Source organism: Micromonospora sp. NPDC049101 (assembly GCF_040648675.1).
Classification (GTDB): domain Bacteria; phylum Actinomycetota; class Actinomycetes; order Mycobacteriales; family Micromonosporaceae; genus Micromonospora.
Map to the genome: position 1 here is coordinate 1 of NZ_JBEZED010000002.1, position 17,124 is coordinate 17,124.

17 protein-coding genes are annotated in these 17,124 nt (G+C 66.4%); 11 read left to right on the forward strand and 6 right to left on the reverse strand.

What is annotated here, in order from left to right:
• Positions 1–418 precede the first annotated feature (418 nt).
• Both AB0B57_RS02715 and AB0B57_RS02720 read left to right on the forward strand, forming a co-directional pair.
• Positions 419–2,851: a hypothetical protein gene (locus AB0B57_RS02715; protein ID WP_357064510.1), complete on the forward strand. Its 2,433-nt coding sequence runs from the start codon at positions 419–421 to the stop codon at positions 2,849–2,851.
• A gap of 366 nt (positions 2,852–3,217) precedes the next feature.
• Entirely contained in the window at positions 3,218–4,654 is a 1,437-nt protein-coding gene (locus tag AB0B57_RS02720) for a hypothetical protein (protein ID WP_357064512.1), read from the forward strand.
• A 283-nt stretch (positions 4,655–4,937) separates the two neighbouring features.
• On the opposite strand, the gene AB0B57_RS02725 is transcribed toward AB0B57_RS02720, so the two are convergent.
• From AB0B57_RS02725 to AB0B57_RS02745, 5 genes are read right to left on the reverse strand one after another with little or no spacing between them, the layout of a single operon-like run.
• A complete protein-coding gene (locus tag AB0B57_RS02725) occupies positions 4,938–5,732 on the reverse strand; it encodes an endonuclease/exonuclease/phosphatase family protein (RefSeq protein ID WP_357064514.1) in 795 nt (264 codons plus the stop codon).
• 15 nt (positions 5,733–5,747) lie between these two features.
• Complete coding sequence (tmk, locus tag AB0B57_RS02730; RefSeq protein ID WP_357064515.1) at positions 5,748–6,347, reverse strand: dTMP kinase; 600 nt, start codon at positions 6,345–6,347, stop codon at positions 5,748–5,750.
• Entirely contained in the window at positions 6,344–7,447 is a 1,104-nt protein-coding gene (locus AB0B57_RS02735; RefSeq protein WP_357064517.1) for a radical SAM protein, read from the reverse strand. Before AB0B57_RS02735 ends, tmk begins: the two co-directional genes overlap by 4 nt.
• Positions 7,444–8,424 carry an aminoglycoside phosphotransferase gene (locus tag AB0B57_RS02740; RefSeq protein ID WP_357064518.1) on the reverse strand — a complete coding sequence of 327 codons (981 nt, stop codon included), beginning with the start codon at positions 8,422–8,424 and terminating at the stop codon, positions 7,444–7,446. The genes AB0B57_RS02735 and AB0B57_RS02740 overlap by 4 nt, the downstream gene beginning before the upstream one ends.
• Positions 8,421–8,885 carry a metal-dependent phosphohydrolase gene (locus AB0B57_RS02745; RefSeq protein WP_357064519.1) on the reverse strand — a complete coding sequence of 155 codons (465 nt, stop codon included), beginning with the start codon at positions 8,883–8,885 and terminating at the stop codon, positions 8,421–8,423. Before AB0B57_RS02745 ends, AB0B57_RS02740 begins: the two co-directional genes overlap by 4 nt.
• A gap of 159 nt (positions 8,886–9,044) precedes the next feature.
• Here AB0B57_RS02745 and AB0B57_RS02750 point away from each other — a divergent pair, with 159 nt between their 5' ends.
• Complete coding sequence (locus AB0B57_RS02750; RefSeq protein ID WP_357064521.1) at positions 9,045–9,491, forward strand: hypothetical protein; 447 nt, start codon at positions 9,045–9,047, stop codon at positions 9,489–9,491.
• Here the strand turns inward: AB0B57_RS02750 and AB0B57_RS02755 are convergent.
• The gene (locus AB0B57_RS02755) at positions 9,481–10,086 is read right to left on the reverse strand and encodes a hypothetical protein (RefSeq protein ID WP_357064523.1); all 606 of its coding nucleotides are present in this window, start codon (positions 10,084–10,086) and stop codon (positions 9,481–9,483) included. The genes AB0B57_RS02750 and AB0B57_RS02755 overlap by 11 nt on opposite strands.
• 491 nt (positions 10,087–10,577) lie before the next feature.
• On the opposite strand from AB0B57_RS02755, the gene AB0B57_RS02760 reads away from it, so the two are divergent.
• The 8 genes from AB0B57_RS02760 to AB0B57_RS02795 all read left to right on the forward strand — a co-directional run bounded on the left by AB0B57_RS02760 (position 10,578) and on the right by AB0B57_RS02795 (position 17,083).
• The gene (locus AB0B57_RS02760) at positions 10,578–12,005 is read left to right on the forward strand and encodes an APC family permease (RefSeq protein WP_357064524.1); all 1,428 of its coding nucleotides are present in this window, start codon (positions 10,578–10,580) and stop codon (positions 12,003–12,005) included.
• Positions 12,002–13,015, forward strand: a complete 1,014-nt coding sequence (locus AB0B57_RS02765; RefSeq protein ID WP_357064527.1) for an acetamidase/formamidase family protein — start codon at positions 12,002–12,004, stop codon at positions 13,013–13,015. The genes AB0B57_RS02760 and AB0B57_RS02765 overlap by 4 nt, the downstream gene beginning before the upstream one ends.
• A gap of 15 nt (positions 13,016–13,030) precedes the next feature.
• Positions 13,031–13,717 (forward strand): GPP34 family phosphoprotein, encoded by a 687-nt coding sequence (locus AB0B57_RS02770; RefSeq protein WP_357064529.1) that lies wholly within the window; start codon positions 13,031–13,033, stop codon positions 13,715–13,717.
• Positions 13,718–13,768: 51 nt separating this feature from the next.
• Complete coding sequence (locus AB0B57_RS02775) at positions 13,769–14,461, forward strand: N-acetyltransferase (protein ID WP_357064530.1); 693 nt, start codon at positions 13,769–13,771, stop codon at positions 14,459–14,461.
• A gap of 311 nt (positions 14,462–14,772) precedes the next feature.
• Complete coding sequence (locus AB0B57_RS02780) at positions 14,773–15,384, forward strand: hypothetical protein (RefSeq protein WP_357064532.1); 612 nt, start codon at positions 14,773–14,775, stop codon at positions 15,382–15,384.
• A gap of 28 nt (positions 15,385–15,412) precedes the next feature.
• Positions 15,413–16,510, forward strand: a complete 1,098-nt coding sequence (locus tag AB0B57_RS02785; RefSeq protein WP_357064534.1) for a hypothetical protein — start codon at positions 15,413–15,415, stop codon at positions 16,508–16,510.
• Positions 16,511–16,551: 41 nt separating this feature from the next.
• Positions 16,552–16,806 (forward strand): hypothetical protein, encoded by a 255-nt coding sequence (locus tag AB0B57_RS02790; RefSeq protein WP_357064536.1) that lies wholly within the window; start codon positions 16,552–16,554, stop codon positions 16,804–16,806.
• A gap of 37 nt (positions 16,807–16,843) precedes the next feature.
• Complete coding sequence (locus AB0B57_RS02795; protein WP_357064538.1) at positions 16,844–17,083, forward strand: hypothetical protein; 240 nt, start codon at positions 16,844–16,846, stop codon at positions 17,081–17,083.
• The last annotated feature ends 41 nt before the right edge of the window (positions 17,084–17,124 follow it).

The window sequence follows — 17,124 nt, forward strand, 5'->3', positions numbered from 1 at the left end:
ATCCACGGCGGCTGCTCACCCCTCCTCACGTTCAGACAGAACGAGCTTCACGATCAGCCGGTTACGCCCAACATCATTTTGTTAGGAGCTCTAAGTAGCCACACCCCCGTTAATCGGACGGCTCAACCAGGGACGCCACGGCCCACCGCCATTCACGGCTGGCGGGCTGATCTGTGGATGAGTAGATGCCTCGCACCATCGGCGCGGCTGGGACGTCAGCTGTTCTAGCGCAGCCGACGACATCCAGGTTGTGAACCCGGCGCTTTTGCGGCGGGAGCCATGCGGCCCAGTATGTCCTCCCCAACCCGGTGAGGGCATTTCGCCGACCGCCGCCGGGTAGGTCAATCTGGACCACGGGCAGCCCCACGACGTCGGTTGATGGGCTCCGATGTCGGTAGGGACCGCCATACTTGGGAACGTGAACTCTGAGTATGGACGAGTGGAGGTCGTGGGCACCGGCGTGACGGGTAGCCTCACCCGAGCCGCGACCTATCTCCAGCAGCTCTCCCAGACTGCATCTAATGTTGACGATGCCCTCACTTACCTCGGGGAGGCACTCGCGTCCGCTCGCCTTGCGCTTGAGAAACGCCTGCATGGGTACGACTCGTTCGACACGCTCGCGTTCCTTCGCTTTGCGGCGGGGCCGTGGGACTTCAGCGAAGTGCGAGAGAGCCAGAGCCAGGTCGAGAACTCTCAGGCCGCTCAGGACGTCATCGCACTCACGCTTCTAGGAATGGGGTTGCCCCGACAGCCGCTGACTGGGGGAAACTCGGGGCAGCCCAACCTCGGGAAGGTACTAGGTCTGGCGGCCGACATCGTGAGGGCCGCCCAGACGCGCGCCCTCTTGCAGGGCCAGTGCGTGGATCAGCCGCTCGGCGCTCTCGCGGGCGAGTTCATGGGGTACGAGCTCTCGGTCCGCGGACGACAGTACGAGTCGATCGCGAAGGAACTGAACACCGGGCTCTTGGCTGATCCAACCGTTGCCAGCGTCATGGTGAATACCCTCGGGTTCACCCTCGACGACATCCGGGCGGTACGCGAGGCGTCGGTGGCTCTGTTGAACGAGCGGTTCTTCGGGGCGCGCGACCGCGTCGGGGACGTCGCCCAATCGGGTGCTGGCATCGAAGACATCGATGCTGACGCGTTCCGGCGCGACATGAATCTCATGGTGAACGAGTGCCGGCTGTTTGGGGCTGTGTCGGCCGTCGAGGCCGCAGGCCGTGCCGGAGTCGAGGAGTCGACGGCGAAGGCAGTGCTCGAGTATTTCAGCACCTCCCGGCCAGCGGAGGACGACGCTAACCCGGTCATCAGGTTCGCGCAGGGGGAGCGTGTGGTGCCGTGGGGGTGCATCGCGGACGACGGCGAGTACCTCATCCTCAACGGGTTCCTGGGTGAAGACGAACTGCGCCGCAACATCGAGCGTGGGATCGCTGCGGCCGCCGCCGGGAAGCGCGGGAGTGCAGGGAAGGTGTGGTCGAAGTACGACGGGCGGCGGGCCGTGTACTCCGAGTCGAAGGCGGCTGCCGCGCTCAGCAAGCTGCTTACCGGAGTCGAGCCCCACTGGAAGGGGCAGAAGTACATCGGCCCGCTCTCCATCGACCAAACGGCAAGCCTAGGCAAAGACGCCGACCGGACGGGCGTCCCGACCCGGGACTTCGAGTCGGACTTACTGTTCGTCGTCGACGGTATCGCCTTATGCGTCGAGGTCAAGGCCGGGTCCGTCACCGAGAAGGCCCGCAGCGGCAACGCCAAGCGGTTGGCCTCAGACCTGCAGAAGACCCTCAAGGAGGGCAACGAGCAGGCAGACCGGTTGACCAACCTGATCCGCACCAACCAGGGGGTATGGAGCGTCGGCGGCGAGTGGATCGAACTGGCGTCGGTCAGGGAGATCCACTCGATCATTGTGATGCTCGACGATATGGGTCCGCTGTCGTTGTCGATGAACGAGCTCGCGCGCAAGGGCATCATCGATACCGACGAGGTGCCGTGGATCGTGAGCATGCACGACCTGATCGTCATCGGCCGGACGATCGACCACTCCGCCCAGTTCCTCGAGTACCTGCGGCGTCGCCGCGGCCGGAAGCTCGCGACAATGGTGAACGGCGTCGACGAACTCGACATGTTCATGTGGTTCGTCAACGGAGGCATGTACTTCGAGCCCGACCCGCAAGACGTCGCGGCCCAACTCCCAATCGACAGGCCCATCAAGGCGTCCGACATGCGCCGCTACGAGGAGCAGTCCCGCGTACGGGTCGGCACTCTCACTGACCCGCTGGATGCGTGGTTCTATAGCTGCGAAGGTCTCTCAGACACCCAAGCACCTAAGCCAACCAGGCAGGAGGAGCCGTGGGTTGAGCAGTACCTGGCGGCGAGCGAGTCGGCCAAATTACCCGGGTGGCTTAGGTTCGGCGCCGACTTGGTCGGTCTCAGCGAGAGCGCTCAACGCGACATCGGGAAGAAGCTGGAGGAGCAGTGCCACCAGGCGCGTGGCGGCGACATCGAGCGCAGCATGACCACTCACGGCACCACCAGTGCCGGGCCCTGGCTGCTTACGGCGGCGGTCGTGCCTGAAGGTGCAAGTATTGACCACCTCCCTGGTTACATCGACGCGAAGCAGTACCAGACCCGGTCGAGCCGGTCGATGCTGCTGCTGTACGAGACCGACGGGTCGCTGATCGGGTCTCGCTACCGCGGCGAGCCTCAACGTCGGACTGCTGACCGAGACGCCGCCATCGAAGTCGCCCCGCTGCGAAGCCTCGCGGCCACCTTCAACAAGGTTCCGCCGAGTGCACGACGCAGCACCCGGCGATTACGCGGCAAGCGGGGAAAGAGAAACCGGCGGCACCGCTGAGGGTTGCACCCTAAGGCCACCGGTCCGACGACAGTGTTCTACCTGGCGAACCGCCTGGTTCATCGCATCTTCCGTGATGCACGCGCTGCGCCGTTCACTTGGAGGGGGCCTGACGGATAACCGCACATGCCGATTTTGATGCAGGTAATAATTGCGCCAAGTCAGCGGTGGGGTCTTAGTGCATCTAAAATTATTCGTGAGCCCAGATTTATCTATACCTCCTGTCCCTCGACATTATCGCCTCAGGCGATTATAGGGCACGTGCCACCTCTCTGATGGAAAATCCGCGCTGATCCAACGGAATTGGGTTGCGATTGCAGCTACACTTATCCGAGGTTTGTAATTCCCTGCTCTGAATGGATCTCGATGCCACCATCTCCGCTGGATCAAATCCTCTGGGAGCTAGTTCGACCACTGGCGCATGAGATAAATGACAAGATCTCGATTTTTTTGGCAAGTGGGAAACCGATACCCCGGGAGACGGGCATTGCATCGGTAGTCTTCCGGGAGGAGTCGCCCTGGCCTAGCATCACCTATCCCTTCCTGGCCGGCGACGCCCCGGATTACTCGATGCTCTTCAAGCGATCTTCGGTTGACGAGGCCCATCCATTTTACGCTTATCCGGACCTGCAAGAATTGGCGCCTTTGGTCGAATACGTGAAGAGCAATCGGGACTTGATGGACTTCTTCGCGTACAAGAGGCCTATGGGCGAGGGTGGCGTTGAGCTAATGCGCGACTTTGTTGACCACCATGCGTTCGGCCTTGCGATGGAGGTGGTCAGTCGCCATCGTTTCGTTATCGGTGCTAACGTCACAGACGAATCCTTGTTCGACGTTTACCGCCAGGTCGAAAAAGGCGTATTGCAGCGCGAAGTACCTGTAGACATACTGGTTCCTATCGTGCTTCGGCCCTTCGGGTTTCAGTCGCTCGCTCTGTCTGACGCGGTTTCAATCGAGCGGCTGTCGGACGACTTCCATGCTCAGCGCGTACCTCAGCACTACCTCGACCCCATCCCAAAGCCGGTTCTTGAAGCGGCTACCCATGCAGTGGTCCTCCACGCTAGGACGGTGATCAATGCGAACTGGTGGGATTCGCCAGCGTACGAGCTTCCGAGTGGCATCCTTCAGGAGATTGATCAAATCTTCCAAGCAATAGCGGTCTGCATGCCCCAGAGGACCGGATATGCGCAAATATTGGTGCGCCCGCTTGGTTGGGTCCGGCACTTCAAGGGTTCGCTCGACCCGATAATGCAGGGCCCTTTAATTAAGCAGTACCCCCCAGACTTTGACAATTATGGCTGGTTGCGCCCGGCCGAGGTTACGAATGAGCAAGATCTTGTTGCTTTCGCCGGCATCTTCCGCGCTCTTGATGGATCTAATAAGAAGCTGCAACTTGCGGCCCGAAGACTTAGCATGGGTTCCGCTAGGCTTCGCGTCGAAGACCAAGTAATTGACCATTGTATCGGCCTGGAGTCACTTCTCTCCGATTCAAAATCGGAAATAAACTACCGCATGTCGATACGGTTGGGCGCCCTTGTGGCGGAACAGCGACCAGGTTTCAGTGCGGCTACCTTCGCAAGCATCGCCAAAAGGGTCTACGATTATCGATCATCTGTGGCCCACGGCGACATCCCGAAGAAAGAAGAGGTTGAGTTTCCAAATGGTAAGAAAATGAAGGTCTGGCATATGTCCGCATGGCTGCTTCGGGAAACGATCAGGTTTTTCTCCGATCGGCCTCAGCTGAACCTCCAGCAATTCGACGAGAAATTCATTCTCTCCAAGCTCGACAGAGCGTCAGGATAGGCGTCTCCTTCATCAGTCGCGACCTAAGAAGACCCGGTGCTGTCAACGGTGGCAAACTAGCTTGCCACCGGTTGAATGTACTCATGGTCGCGATCCGTGCACGGCAGAATTGTGGATGACCTGCCGTAGTTAATCTAGTCTGATTGCGTAGGGAGACCCAGGCCGCTCCGGTTGATCTGCTCTTGGAGCTCAGTCCGTCGTCCTGCTCTGCTCGTTTTTATACCTCAGCCTCGCGGAAAGGAGGTTCGGCGGCGAGCAGACACAGAATCGATGGCGATGCTGTTCAGAACAGTGCCGGTATGGCGGCGACTGACTGCTTCGCAACTGCGCGCGGGATGACGTTGAAGCACGCGGCGAGTGCTGAGTGGTCGCTGAGTCTGACCTGACGGGGCTGGTGTAGGTAGCTGCTGGACAACACCTGAGGCACCAGCCTGGCGCCGGCGTGGAGGTAGTCGAAGCGGTATCCGTTGCCGTTTCTACCAATCCAGCTGTGCGCCTGCACTCCGGGGTGTAGAGCGCGGTGAACGTCGATGAGCCCGAGTGCGTCGAGTGCGTCGAGGAACTCGTACTCGAAGGATTGGAAGCCGGGGTAGCGGGGTTGGTGGTCGCGGCTGATGACGTTGTAGTCCCCGCCGACGACCAGGTGTGCGCGGTCGGCGGCGGATAGTCGGGTGAGTGCGTCGGTGACGGTGGTAAGGAATGCCCGTTTCTTGGCGAGTTTGGCTGGTGCCCGGTCGCTGGAGGGGACATAAAGGCCGAGGATTGTGACGTCGGGGTGGGTGTCGAGGGTGACGGCGGGGGCGCGGCCCGGCAGGCTGATTCCGGCGGTGAGGTCTGGGGCGGGCCGGGTCGGGATGCGGCTGGCGATAGCGCAGCCTCGGTCGCCGTCGAGTGAGGGCTGGTGGGTGACGACCATCCCGGCCGCGCGAAGGCCGGTGAGCAGATGCCGGGTGCCGGGTCCATTGCTGGTTTCGGTCAGGATGACCAGGTGGTCGTCGCGCTGGAGTAGCCAGGTCAGCAAATTCTGCGCGCGTACGAGCGCGGCGGCCTGCACGTTGATCGTCAGGATGGACAGCACGGTGAGCCTCGCTGGTCAGGGGCCGTCGGCGGGTAGCAGGCCGAGGATAGTGTCCACGACCCGCTCGGGGGTGAGGCCGTGGCAGACGACGACGTGTTGGCGCCACTGCTGCCGGTGTAAGTGAGCCGCGGCCTCGCGGTAGAGGGCGAGTTCCTTCTCGGGTGAGCCGGCGAGCTCCAGCCTGGTCAGGTGTGGCCGAGCTGCCAGGCGGGTGCGGATGACCTCAGGGTGGTCTTCGAGGTAGACGACGGTGGCGGGCAGGACATAGCGGTTGTAGGACCAGATCTCGCCGAGGTCGAGCCCGTCGATGCGTTGCAGCACCAGCGATGAGGCAACGTACCGGTCGGTGACGACGTGCAGTCCGTCGTCGAGGCGGGGGATGATCTCTGTTTCGATGTGCGCTGCACGGTCGGCGGCCAGGGCGAGGGCCAGGGCCTTGCCGTGGAGGAAGGATTCCTGCCTGCGCAGGAGTTGGCCCAGGGGTGTGCGGGTGGGCTCGCCGGTCAGGTGGACCCCGGCCGATCCGAGTTCGGCGAGACGGTCGGCCAGGAGGCGGGCAATAGTGGTTTTGCCAACGCCATTCGGGCCCTCGACGGCGATGAACAGACTGCTCACCCGTTCGACGGGGACAGCGGCAGCAGGCGACGACCGTTGGGTGCCGTGATGGGGCACTGCTCGGTGTCGACGTCGCCGATGCGGCCACCTGCGGCGACGACCGCGGCTGGGCAGCCCTTGCCGCACTGCCCGGCGATGTCGCAGGAGCCGCAGGTCGGGTTGGCGCCGAGTTGGTAGCGGGTGTGGAAGTCGTAGGCGTCGAGGCTGGGGGCGGCCTCCCCGTCGAGGATGTTGCCAGTCAGGAACTCGGTGTCGCGGTGCGCTGAGGCGGGCGTGCGGGCGGCGAAGACCAGGTAGGGGCAGACGGCGACCTGCCCGTTGACGAAGACGTAGATCAGCTTGCCAGCGTCGCAGCCACCCAGCGGAAGGTTGTCGTTGGGGAAGCGGATGCGTACGAGGTCAAGCTGGTCAGCGAAACGGTCGGTCACCGCCCGGATCGCGTCCATGGCAGCTGCGGTCGCGGCGAGCTTGCCGCGGCTCTTCACTCCTCGCCCGAAGGAGGAGAGCGGGTTCATCAGCACGTATTCGGCGCCGACATCGACGGCGAACGCGCACAGATCGGCGAACTCTTCCGGCGTGGTCAGCGCGTTGGGCGTGGACAGTAGGCCCTTGAGTAAGCCGGCGTCGGCGAACTTGCGGGTGGTCGCGACGGTGGTGTCGAACGACGACCGGTCGCCGCGGAATTTGCCGTGGCTTTCGGGCCGGAATCCGTCGAAGGACACGTTGATGTGTACGTTGCCGAGGGCGGCCAGGGCGTCGATGTCCGCGTCGCGGGTCAGCGTCGCGTTGGTGCAGAGGCCCACCGGTAGTCCTCGGTCGGCTACTGCCTGGCACATGGCGATCAGGTCGGGGTGCACGAACGGCTCGCCCCCGGTGAGCGTGAGGCGTTCGACGCGGGCGTCCAGCAGCCGCGGCAGCACGCGGGTGGTGAAATCTGCCAGGGACAGGTCGGACCCGGCGGCAGTTGACGAAACGAAGCAGTGGGCGCAGTGCAGGTTGCACCGTTCGGTGACCTGCACCAACGCCTTGCGCCCGTCGCCACCGACGGAGGTGCGGAAATAGCAGGACGAGGCGTGGGTGTCGACGACGAGGCGCTTCACGAGGATCTTCCTGCAGTAGGTGATGGGCGGCTGGTGTTGAGGAGCGGCGGTGCTCCGAGTAGGTCCACTGCGGCTCGGAGTTGCCGGAGGACGACATCGGTATGGCGCCGATCGGCAGAAGCTTGGTAGTGGCCAGCGGCGGCGGTAGTCAGCAGCCACCAGGCTGCCCACACCCGATGCCAGCCCAGCGCCCATCGGACAGCGGGAAGCCCGCCCCGGTCGACTTCGGCGTCGGGATGCCCGCCCGCGGCGACGTAGGCCTTGATAAGTCTGGCGAGGAGTCGGGGTTCGGTGGATGTGCGGGTGCCGAACCAGGTGGCCAGGTCGAGTAGGCCCGGTCCGGTGAATGCCTTGGCCCAATCGACGAGGCGGCAGCCGGTGCGGCTGACGTGCAGCGACGTGCGGTGGAACTCTCCGTGGCACAGCCCGAACGGTGGTCGCTCGGCACCGTCGGCCCTGTGTTGTGCGGTGGCAGCGAGTCGCTGCAGCACCGCTTCGATCCCTTTCGCGTCGTGGATGAAGCGCCCTTGTCGACGGAGCTCGTCTAACGCGTCGAGTCCTTGCTCTGGCAGCCGCGCCAGTCCCGCTTCGTCGAAGGTCGGGAGGTTGGGGATGCCGGCAGTGGCGTGAACCCATCGGGCCGTGGCGGCAACCTCTGCGGACGTCGCGGGCCGGCGAGGCTCGCCAAGGTCTTCCATCAGCATGCCCACCCCGTCGGGGCGCATTGTGTAGCCGTCCAGCAGCGGGACCGGGGCTTGCCGGTTGTTGAGCGCGCGAAGGACGGTCGCTTCGCCGGTGAACGGTGCGGTGGCGATCTTGCAGACCAAGCTGCTGCCATCGGGGAAGAACCAGCGCTCGACCGAGGACAGCTCCCATGTCTGGATGATGTGTCGCCGCGTCGGTACTCGTCGTGATGCGGCGAGCAGGTCGACTCGTAGCTGCGTGAGGAGCTGCTCGTCGAGCATGGTGCTGTTCACCGCGCACCCACTCGCTGCGGATATGCGCTGGCGCGTTCGAGCGGTGTGAGGGCGGCGTCGAGGTGCGCCGACATGCTGGCGGGCACCCGAGGATGTGCGGCGCGTTGGAAGGCCCGGAAGTATGGCAGTAGTCCGCGTAACACAGGGCGCCGGTCGAAGAAGTCTGCTGCATTGCCGGTGCTCTGGGCCCGCCGTAGCAGCGAGGTCAGGGCGACGATCTTGTCGGCGGTCGAGGCCAGCAGGACCGGCTGGTCGTCGACGTGGATGGGCGGGTTGGGTTCATCAAGGGAACGATGTTCGGCCTGAAGGACGGCGATGATCCGGGCGACCTCGATCCCGTATGCGGCGGTGAGGGCCTGGTAGACGTCGGGCTCCGCCGGGGCAAATTCCGGTGCGTCGTGTAGGAGCGCGGCGACGATGACGTCCTGCGATGGGGCGGGGACGTGCTGCCCGATGGTCACTGCGACGCGCAGCGCGTGGACCAGGGCTGGTCGGTCATCAATCGTGTGCCCCGCGCACCACGTTCGAGCGTCGCGGAGGGCGCGGTCGATGGCGGCGGGCCGGGGAGGCGATAAGACCGTCATACCCTGATACCTCCTGATTGCCGTACGATCGGCGGCATGTCGGGGCCCCTTCCGCAGTGGTGTGAACAGACCTGCGTGGTGTGTCCGGCTCAGCAGCTCGGGCCGGGCCAGTTCGATGTCATCGACCGGCCGGGACCCGAATTCGCGTACCGACCTGACCTCGGGTGGCGGGCAACCGCGGACGGTGTCGCCGTCTGCGTTCATCCGTTCCGGGTGGGCCTTCCCACCGGCCGGTACGCCTCGGCCGGGGAACTGGTCCCCGATCAGGCGCCCCGACCGGCGCCGACGGCGGCGGCGCTGCAGTTGCCCGACGACCTGGTGGACCTGGAAGGTTGGCTCGTAGCCGTCTTGCGGGAGGCGCCCGCCGAAGGGATCTTCGCCGCTGTTGCCCGCGCCGAGCGGCTGGCCGCCGAACGGTTCGGAGCGAAGGAAGCGGTGACGGCCCTGCGGCGGGTGCTGTCGGTGGAGTTGGCTAACCGCTGACCCCGGCGGCGACCGGCTCGTTTCGGTCGAAGTCGAAGTCGTGACTGCGTCCGTCCCGGCCGAGGCCGGCCGCCTGGTAGCGCTCGTTGAGCAGGCCGAGACGTCGATTCACCTCGGCTGAGTCCAGCCAGTACCGCAGTGGTTGCTCTCCCCACCCGGCGGCGGCGTAGTAGGCGTCGGTGATGCCGCCGCGGGTGTAGGTGAACTCCTCCAACTCGGTGGCATGGGGGAAGGTGACGTCCAGGTCGCTCTGCAGGCGCGTCATCAGCGTGAACTGGGCCAGCACGGCGTGGATCATCTCGTCCACCGGCGCCGGCACCAGCAGTTCAGCGGCGTGCTCGTCCCCGCCGGAAAGCTCGAACACGGCAGCTTTGAGCGCCAGCACGCGCAGCGCTTCGTCCAGCAGCGGAGCGGCATCGCGCTCCAGCGACCAACGGCTGATAGCCGGGTAGCCGGTGAACGTGGCCCAGCAGGTGGAGTACTTCATCGACGAGCTCTGCAGCCGGCCGTAGGCCGGGTGCGCCTGCATCTTGTCGAGGATCTCGGCAGCCCGACGGCCAACCTCTCCGACCTCCGGCATGGATGAACTGGTCATGGTGCATGCCCTCCCAAGCGGTCGTGGACACGGCAGACCGTCGCGCCGCATCGCGGCTGCGGTCCCTCATCGCCTGCGACGTCGACGCGGGCGATGACTTACACATCAGAAGTTGTCGCTGGTCGTGTCGATAAGGGCTGCCGTCCATCTCCGACAATCCGCTGACATTCATCTACGGCGGATGTTGGTGGTGCCGTGAATGTCAACGGAATGTCAGAACCGTCTGACGGGGCTGGCCGACATCGATCGATCTCGTCTTAGGTCGCTCTATGTCGGCGTCATCGCCGCTGCCGCGTACTCACCAGCCAGCGAAACCGCTCACCGAAGAAGAGTCGCCGTGCCTGTCGCCAGGAGTTCCCTGCCACTGCTGATCACGCCGCTGGCGGCGCATTCGGTCATCGCGCCACAGCTGCTGGCGTCGAGCGGGCAGAGCCGCGGAGGCTCCTTCGCCCGGCCGGCGTGTTTAGCAAGCGCAAATTTCCATCCCACTGATGCCTGAACCCGCGGAGGATGTTGTGCACGAGCAGGATTTGGCCCGCTATGGCTACCGCCAAGAGCTGAGCCGGCAACTGCGGTTTCGGGATCTGATCGCGTACGGGTTGGTGTACATGGTGCCGATCGCGCCGATGGCGATCTTCGGCAGTGTGTATGCCGGCTCCGGCGGCATGGTGGCTCTGGCGTACGGGATCGGCGTGGTGGCGTTGGTGTTCACGGCGTTCTCGTATGCGCAGATGGTGCGGGCGTTCCCGATGTCGGGCAGCGTCTACAACTACGCCGGGCGAGGGATCAGCGCACCGGTCGGGTTCCTCGCCGGGTGGGTGATCCTTCTCGACTACGTGCTCGTACCGGGGCTGTTGTATCTGGTGGCGTCGGTGGCGATGCACTCCACCGTGCCGGCGGTGCCGGTGTGGTTGTGGCTGCTCGGTTTCGTCGCGGTCAACACGGTCGTCAACTCGGTGGGGATCCGGATGACGGCGGTGGTGACTCGGGTGATGCTCGTCGGTGAGCTGATCGTCCTGGCGATTTTCCTGGCCGTCGCCGGCTGGGCCCTCGCGACCGGGAAGGGCCGGTTCAGCTGGGAGGCGTTCTACAACGCCGACACGTTCACCTGGCCGGTGGTGGCGGGGGCGGTGTCGATCGCGGTGCTGTCGTTCCTGGGCTTCGACGGGATCAGCATGTTGGCCGAGGAGTCCAAGGGTGGCTCCCGGCAGATCGGTCGCGCGATGGCCGCGGTTCTCGTCCTGGCCGGGGTGCTGTTCGTCGCCCAGACGTGGCTGGCCGCGATGCTCGTCCCCGACCCCGCTGGTCTTCTTGCGGAGGGGGATCCGAACGGCACTGCCTTCTACGACGCCGCGCAGGTGGCCGGTGGCGGCTGGTTGGCGACCCTGTGCGCGGTAGCGACGGCAATCGCGTGGGGTTTGCCGAACTCGATGGTCGCGCAGGTCGCCACCTCTCGGCTGCTGTACGCGATGGCCCGGGACCGGCAACTGCCGGCGTTCCTGGCGAAGGTGTCGATCCGCCGAAACGTGCCGATCAACGCGACCCTGCTCACCGGCGTCGTGTCCTTGGTGCTGGGCCTGTACATGGCGACCCGCGCGGACGGGATCACGCTGCTGTCGTCGCTGATCAACTTCGGGGCGATGGTGGCGTTCCTGGTCCTGCATGTCTCCGTGGTCGTGCATCACCTCATCCGCCAGCGCAGTGGGAACTGGTGGGCGCACCTGGTCATGCCCGGTATCGGGTTCGCGATCCTCGCCTACGTGGTGGTCAACGCCAACATCGCCGCGCAGCGCCTCGGTCTGGCCTGGCTCGCTCTGGGCATGGTCGTTCTCGCTGGCCTGTACGTATCCGGCCGCCGACCCGCGCTGTCGGGTCTGGCGCCCGTCCAGCCGCAGTCCCGGCACGTGGAACGGGTGTGACCGCCATGGACACGATCATTTACCGTCCCGCCCGCGACGAACTGGCCTACACCTTCGGCGGGCGGATGCCGGTGGCCCACGTCTGCTCCGGCGACATCCTGCAGGTGCACACCGAGGACTGCTTCGGTGGCCTCGTGCGCGGTCCGGCGGACCTGCCGTCGCAGGTGTGCCGGATGCCGTACCTAAATCCGGTGTCCGGGCCGTTCTTCGTCGAGGACGCCGAACCCGGTGACACCCTCGCCATCCACCTCGCCGCCATCACCCCCGCCCGTGACTGGGGTGTCTCCTCGACGTTCCCGCATTTCGGGGCGCTGACCGGTACGTCCCAGACCGCCACCCTGCAGCCGCCGCTGCAGGAGCGGGTGTGGGTGTACGACATCGACCGGCAGGCGGGCACGGTCAGCTTCCAGGCCACGGCCAGCGGCCACTCGGTCGACCTGCCGCTTGACCCGATGATCGGCACCATCGGGGTGGCGCCCGGCGGGTTTGAGGCCCGCTCCACGATCGTCCCCGACATCCACGGTGGGAACCTGGACACCGCTGAGCTGCGCGCCGGATCGACCCTGTACCTGGGGGTGAATGTGCATGGGGCGATGCTCGCCCTCGGTGATGGGCATGCACGCCAAGGTGAGGGCGAGGCGTGCGGTGTCGGGGTGGAGATTGCCACGACCACCACCCTGGTTATCGAGGTCATCAAGGGCGTTCCGGCGGTGTGGCCCCGCCTGGAGACCGACCGGGAGATCATGTCGATCGGCTGCGCCCGGCCGTTGGAGGACGCCTACCGCATCGCCCACCGCGACCTCGTCGCCTGGACGAGTCAGCTCACCGGCCTCGACGACCTCGATGCCTACCAGTTGGTGTCGCAGGCAGGCCGGGCCCCGATCGGGAACGTCTGCGATCCCAACTACACGGTCCTCGCCGCGGTGGACAAGGAGCTGCTTCCGCAGCCGCGGCCCGTCCATGAGGGCGTGCATGCCCGGCTGCGGCAACGGGCCGCCGGGCTGCGGTAGAGCCGGGGTGACCTGATGACCGCGCTGCCTCCCCGACTGCCGTTGCGCGATGAGTTGTTCCTGCTCGGACACGACGATGACTCCGGCCAGCCGCAGATCCACCGCCAGGCCCTTGCCCTCGGCCTCGCCGGCGCGGTCCTGATCGACCTGGTCCTCGCCGGTCGCGTCGCGTTCGATCCCGCCGATGGTGATGACCAGCCGGGCGCAGAGCGGCGGTTGTGGCTTCGCCTGCACGAGCCGTTCGGCGACCTGATCGCCGACAGCGCGCTCTCGTCGATCCAATACGCGCGCCCGGCCCCATCCCTGCGCGGCTGGGTGCGAGGGTTCGCCGGCGATCTGTACGAGCGCACCCGCGCGGGCCTGGTCGCTGGTGGGATCCTGCGCCACCAGCAGCGCCGCCGCTTCGGTGGGCTTGCCCGCAGCGACCGCTACCTGCTCGTGGACGTCAAGTGGCCGATTGTCGCTCGGGCCCGGTTGCACTACATCGCCACTGGCCGCGACCAGCCTGACAACCACACCGCCGCTCTCGCCGGGCTGGTCACGACCCTCGGGCTGCTCAACCATCTCTACCTCGCTGACGACATCGCCGTGCTCGCCGCACAGCTACACGCCATCGCCGAACGCCACTACCAGCCGGTACGCGACATCACCGCGGCGGTCGACGCCGCCGTGGGGGATCTCGCCACCGCCGCATACCGCTGACCTTCCGGACACACCGGCAGTCCATCTGCCCCGCCGTGCTTGGAGAATTCGATGGACGTCATTCCGCGCATCCGTACCGCCCGCTGGGTGGACAAAGACCCGGTCGCCGCCCTCATTGCCGACGCCATGCACCCCAGCTCGCTTGGCGAATGGTTGGTGCCCGACCCGGCCGCGCGCCGCCGCGTCCTGGCCGGCGTCGCGGCGATCTGGGTAGAGCACGCCATGTTCCACGGCGACATCCAGATCACCGACGACCTGAGCGCTACCACCGTCGCCTTTCACCGCTACCGGCCCATCGCGCCACCAGCGAACTTCCGCAGCCGCCTCGACACCGTCGCTGGCACCCACGCGCCGCGCTTCGCCGTCCTCGACCAACTGCTCACCAACCAGCGGCCCTTCGACCCGCACCACCACCTAGCGATCCTCGCCGCGCGCCCCGACGCCCAGCGGCGTGGCCTCGGCGCGGCGATACTCACCCACCACGAAACCCGCCTCGACCACATCAACCTGCCCGCCTGGACCGAAACCCTTCCCGACACCCAGGACCTGTACCTCCGACACAAATACCTCCCCCGAGCGACGCTCACCCTCCCCGACGGGCCAACGGTGACCCTGATGTACCGCGCCCCACGCACGGCCCGCGAATCGCGGCCGATCGCCGCCGCCAACCCCACCGCCGCCGCGGCCCCGACGCGCGCGGAATCCGACACCGCACGCTCAGATGACAGCACCATGACCCGCTAACGAGCGGTGAGCCCGCGCCGGGCGCACAAAGCCCGTCGCCCGCCTGCGAAGGGGACGGCAGCGGTAACCGACGTGGCCGACGGCGGGCTTCCTCCGATACACCCGCCGCCGGCCACACCAAACTCAGCTGACCTGCCCTCGCTCACACCGTCGCCGCGTACCCCAATCACCGCAACGGCCTGCCCCTACGGCACCTGGCTGGCGGCGCAGACGTAGCCCGACAGTTACCGCCAGCCCTTCGACGATGCAAGGGAACAACCATGCACCTCACGATGCCCCGGGCACCGCAACCGGCGCGCGGACTCCACCAGATGCCCGTTCGGGCGGCAATCGACCACGCCGCAGCGCGGCAGACGCTCGGCGACCTCACGGACGCCTACCAGTGGGCCGTCTACGCCCACACGCTCGCCCACCACACGGATGACCCCGAGGAACGCCTCGACGCGGCGGCGCTGCTGGCACCCCTGTCCGCGTTGACCGGACACGCCAACCAGGCCGTCACCGCCTACCGCGACCTGGTCGACCTCGCCACCGCCGAACTCGGCGCCAGCCACGAGCGGACCCTGCACGCCCGCGCCGGCCTGGCCGACGCACGCCATCGCATCGGCTGCTGTGAGAAGGCAATCCGGGACTTCGCCGACGTCTACACCACCGCCGAACGCCGCCACGGACCCGAAGCACCCGTCACCCTGAAAGCGCTCACCCAGCTCGCGTGCCTCTACCGCGACTGCGGATCACCCGACATCTCGAAGCGCTGCCTCAGGGTCGCCGCGACCATCGCCGCCCGCTACCTGACGGCCGGCGACCCTCTTCGCACCCACATCAGCGACATCGCGCGAACTCCGGCCAGCGAAAACCACCGCGCCGTCTGCACGCAGCTCACGCCGTCATGGCAGGTGCCGGCCACCTCATTGGCCGCATAGCGATCAGATCAGAAAGGGGGAGCGCACTATGCCGACGCGGTCCGTGCCGGTGGCCTCATGGACGCCGGCGCTCGTCGTCGACGCGGTGGCAGCCACGCTCGATCGTGCCGCCGAGCACGGCCTGTTAAGGGCGATCAGCGCGGTGGCCAGCGAGCTGGGCGTGTCATCCGCAACGATCGGAGAGTGGGTGGCGCGGGCACGAGCGGTGCCAGGCGCCCCGGTCCCGCCAGGTCTGGCGGCCTGCCACACCTGTGACCATCCGATGATCCTGGTGCAGCTCCCCGAGAGCTCACCGGTCTACCTCTGCATGCCCACCTGCGGGCGCGCACCCGTCCCGGCGCAACCGCTGGGTAACGCGGTCGCCCAGGCAGTGCTGCACCTCCTGCCGCACCTCGTGCCGCGCGGCATGATCAATCATGCTGCCGCCTACGCCCCCGGTGGCATCCTTCGCGTCGCTGTCGGTGCCGAGCCCACTGACCTGCACATCATGTGGCGGTCCAGCCCGTGGCAGCTCGTCGGACCCCGGATGGCCATGGCACAGCGCCTCGACTACGCCCACAGCCGCGCCGGCCGCGGCGATTACGAGCGCGCCATCGGAGCCCTGCGCACCGGACTGCTCTACGTCGATCCCACCGATCGCAATCCCCCTTTGGACGTCGCCACCGCAAGCGCCGCAGCCCTGCTCGCGGAACTCACGCTCGCCGCTGACGACCTCGCCACTGCGCTTCCGTGGGCCCGGTGGGCGTACCGCTCCCTGCACCACCTGCGCGGTGCCACCTCACCGCAGGCGCGCGCCGCCCTCAAGGTCCTCGCCGACGCGCACCGCCGCACGGGTGACCTCGCCGAAGCCGCGAACTGCTACCGGGACCTCGCCTGCCACCACAGCACCGCCGAGGGTCCTCGGGCGCTGCCCACCCTCGCCGCCCAAGCGACCCTCGCTCTCGTCCTGTACCAGGACGGGCACTGCGCCCAAGCGCGTCAACTTCTCGCCCGCACCGCCGCCGACCACCACGTCGCGCACCCAGGTCACCGCGACGGCCCGCGCCTGCGCCACGAACTCGCCCGCATGCGCGCCGGTTGTGTTGACCAAGGCCACGCCCATCCGGCCGGAACCGACGACCCCTAACACGATCTCCAGACCGCACTCACCGATAGGAGCCCGTCAGCATGACCGACGACACCAGCCACACCGCTGCGACCAACGGCACTGACCCGTCGGTCGGGGGACAGCAACGGCGCAAGGCAGCACATAGAGCGCGCACCCGGCTGTTGAGCGACCAACTCGACCGAGTCCAGGTCAGCGCCGGGCAGCGGGTCCTGGACCTCACCCGAGCCGCCGCCCTGCCGACCCGCGACACACCCGTCAGGTCCAGGCCGTCGCCCGGTGACCGCTATCCGGTCCTACGCGGCGAGCAGATCTGACCGGATGGTGAGAGGCAGTCATTCCGGTGGCGGGCCGATGGCGGACAGGCGGCGCCGCATCTACACGACACTGCTCGACGACCCAACGCGGACGTGGACCGTGCGGGAGCTAGCCGCCACGGTGAACAGCCTTTCCGAAGGCACCGTCCGCGACACCTTCAACGTGCTACTCGCCAACGGACATCTGCGGCAAGTGACGCGCCAGCGTTCACTGACGGCCATGCTCACCGACCGGGGCCAACAGGCACTGACAAACCTGCTCCGCAGTGCCACCTAGCCCCTACAGGCCAACGAAACAGACCGAGCGACCTCCGCGCC

Bases quoted from the DNA above. Each gene is read 5' to 3' on its own strand.
- AB0B57_RS02755 (WP_357064523.1), bottom strand. From the start codon at position 10,086: ATGACCAGTTCATCCATGCCGGAGGTCGGAGAGGTTGGCCGTCGGGCT.
- AB0B57_RS02775 (WP_357064530.1), top strand. From the start codon at position 13,769: ATGGACGTCATTCCGCGCATCCGTACCGCCCGCTGGGTGGACAAAGAC.
- AB0B57_RS02785 (WP_357064534.1), top strand. From the start codon at position 15,413: ATGCCGACGCGGTCCGTGCCGGTGGCCTCATGGACGCCGGCGCTCGTC.
- AB0B57_RS02795 (WP_357064538.1), top strand. From the start codon at position 16,844: ATGGCGGACAGGCGGCGCCGCATCTACACGACACTGCTCGACGACCCA.
- AB0B57_RS02720 (WP_357064512.1), top strand. From the start codon at position 3,218: ATGCCACCATCTCCGCTGGATCAAATCCTCTGGGAGCTAGTTCGACCA.
- AB0B57_RS02750 (WP_357064521.1), top strand. From the start codon at position 9,045: ATGTCGGGGCCCCTTCCGCAGTGGTGTGAACAGACCTGCGTGGTGTGT.
- AB0B57_RS02770 (WP_357064529.1), top strand. From the start codon at position 13,031: ATGACCGCGCTGCCTCCCCGACTGCCGTTGCGCGATGAGTTGTTCCTG.
- AB0B57_RS02760 (WP_357064524.1), top strand. From the start codon at position 10,578: ATGCCTGAACCCGCGGAGGATGTTGTGCACGAGCAGGATTTGGCCCGC.
- AB0B57_RS02790 (WP_357064536.1), top strand. From the start codon at position 16,552: ATGACCGACGACACCAGCCACACCGCTGCGACCAACGGCACTGACCCG.
- AB0B57_RS02780 (WP_357064532.1), top strand. From the start codon at position 14,773: ATGCCCGTTCGGGCGGCAATCGACCACGCCGCAGCGCGGCAGACGCTC.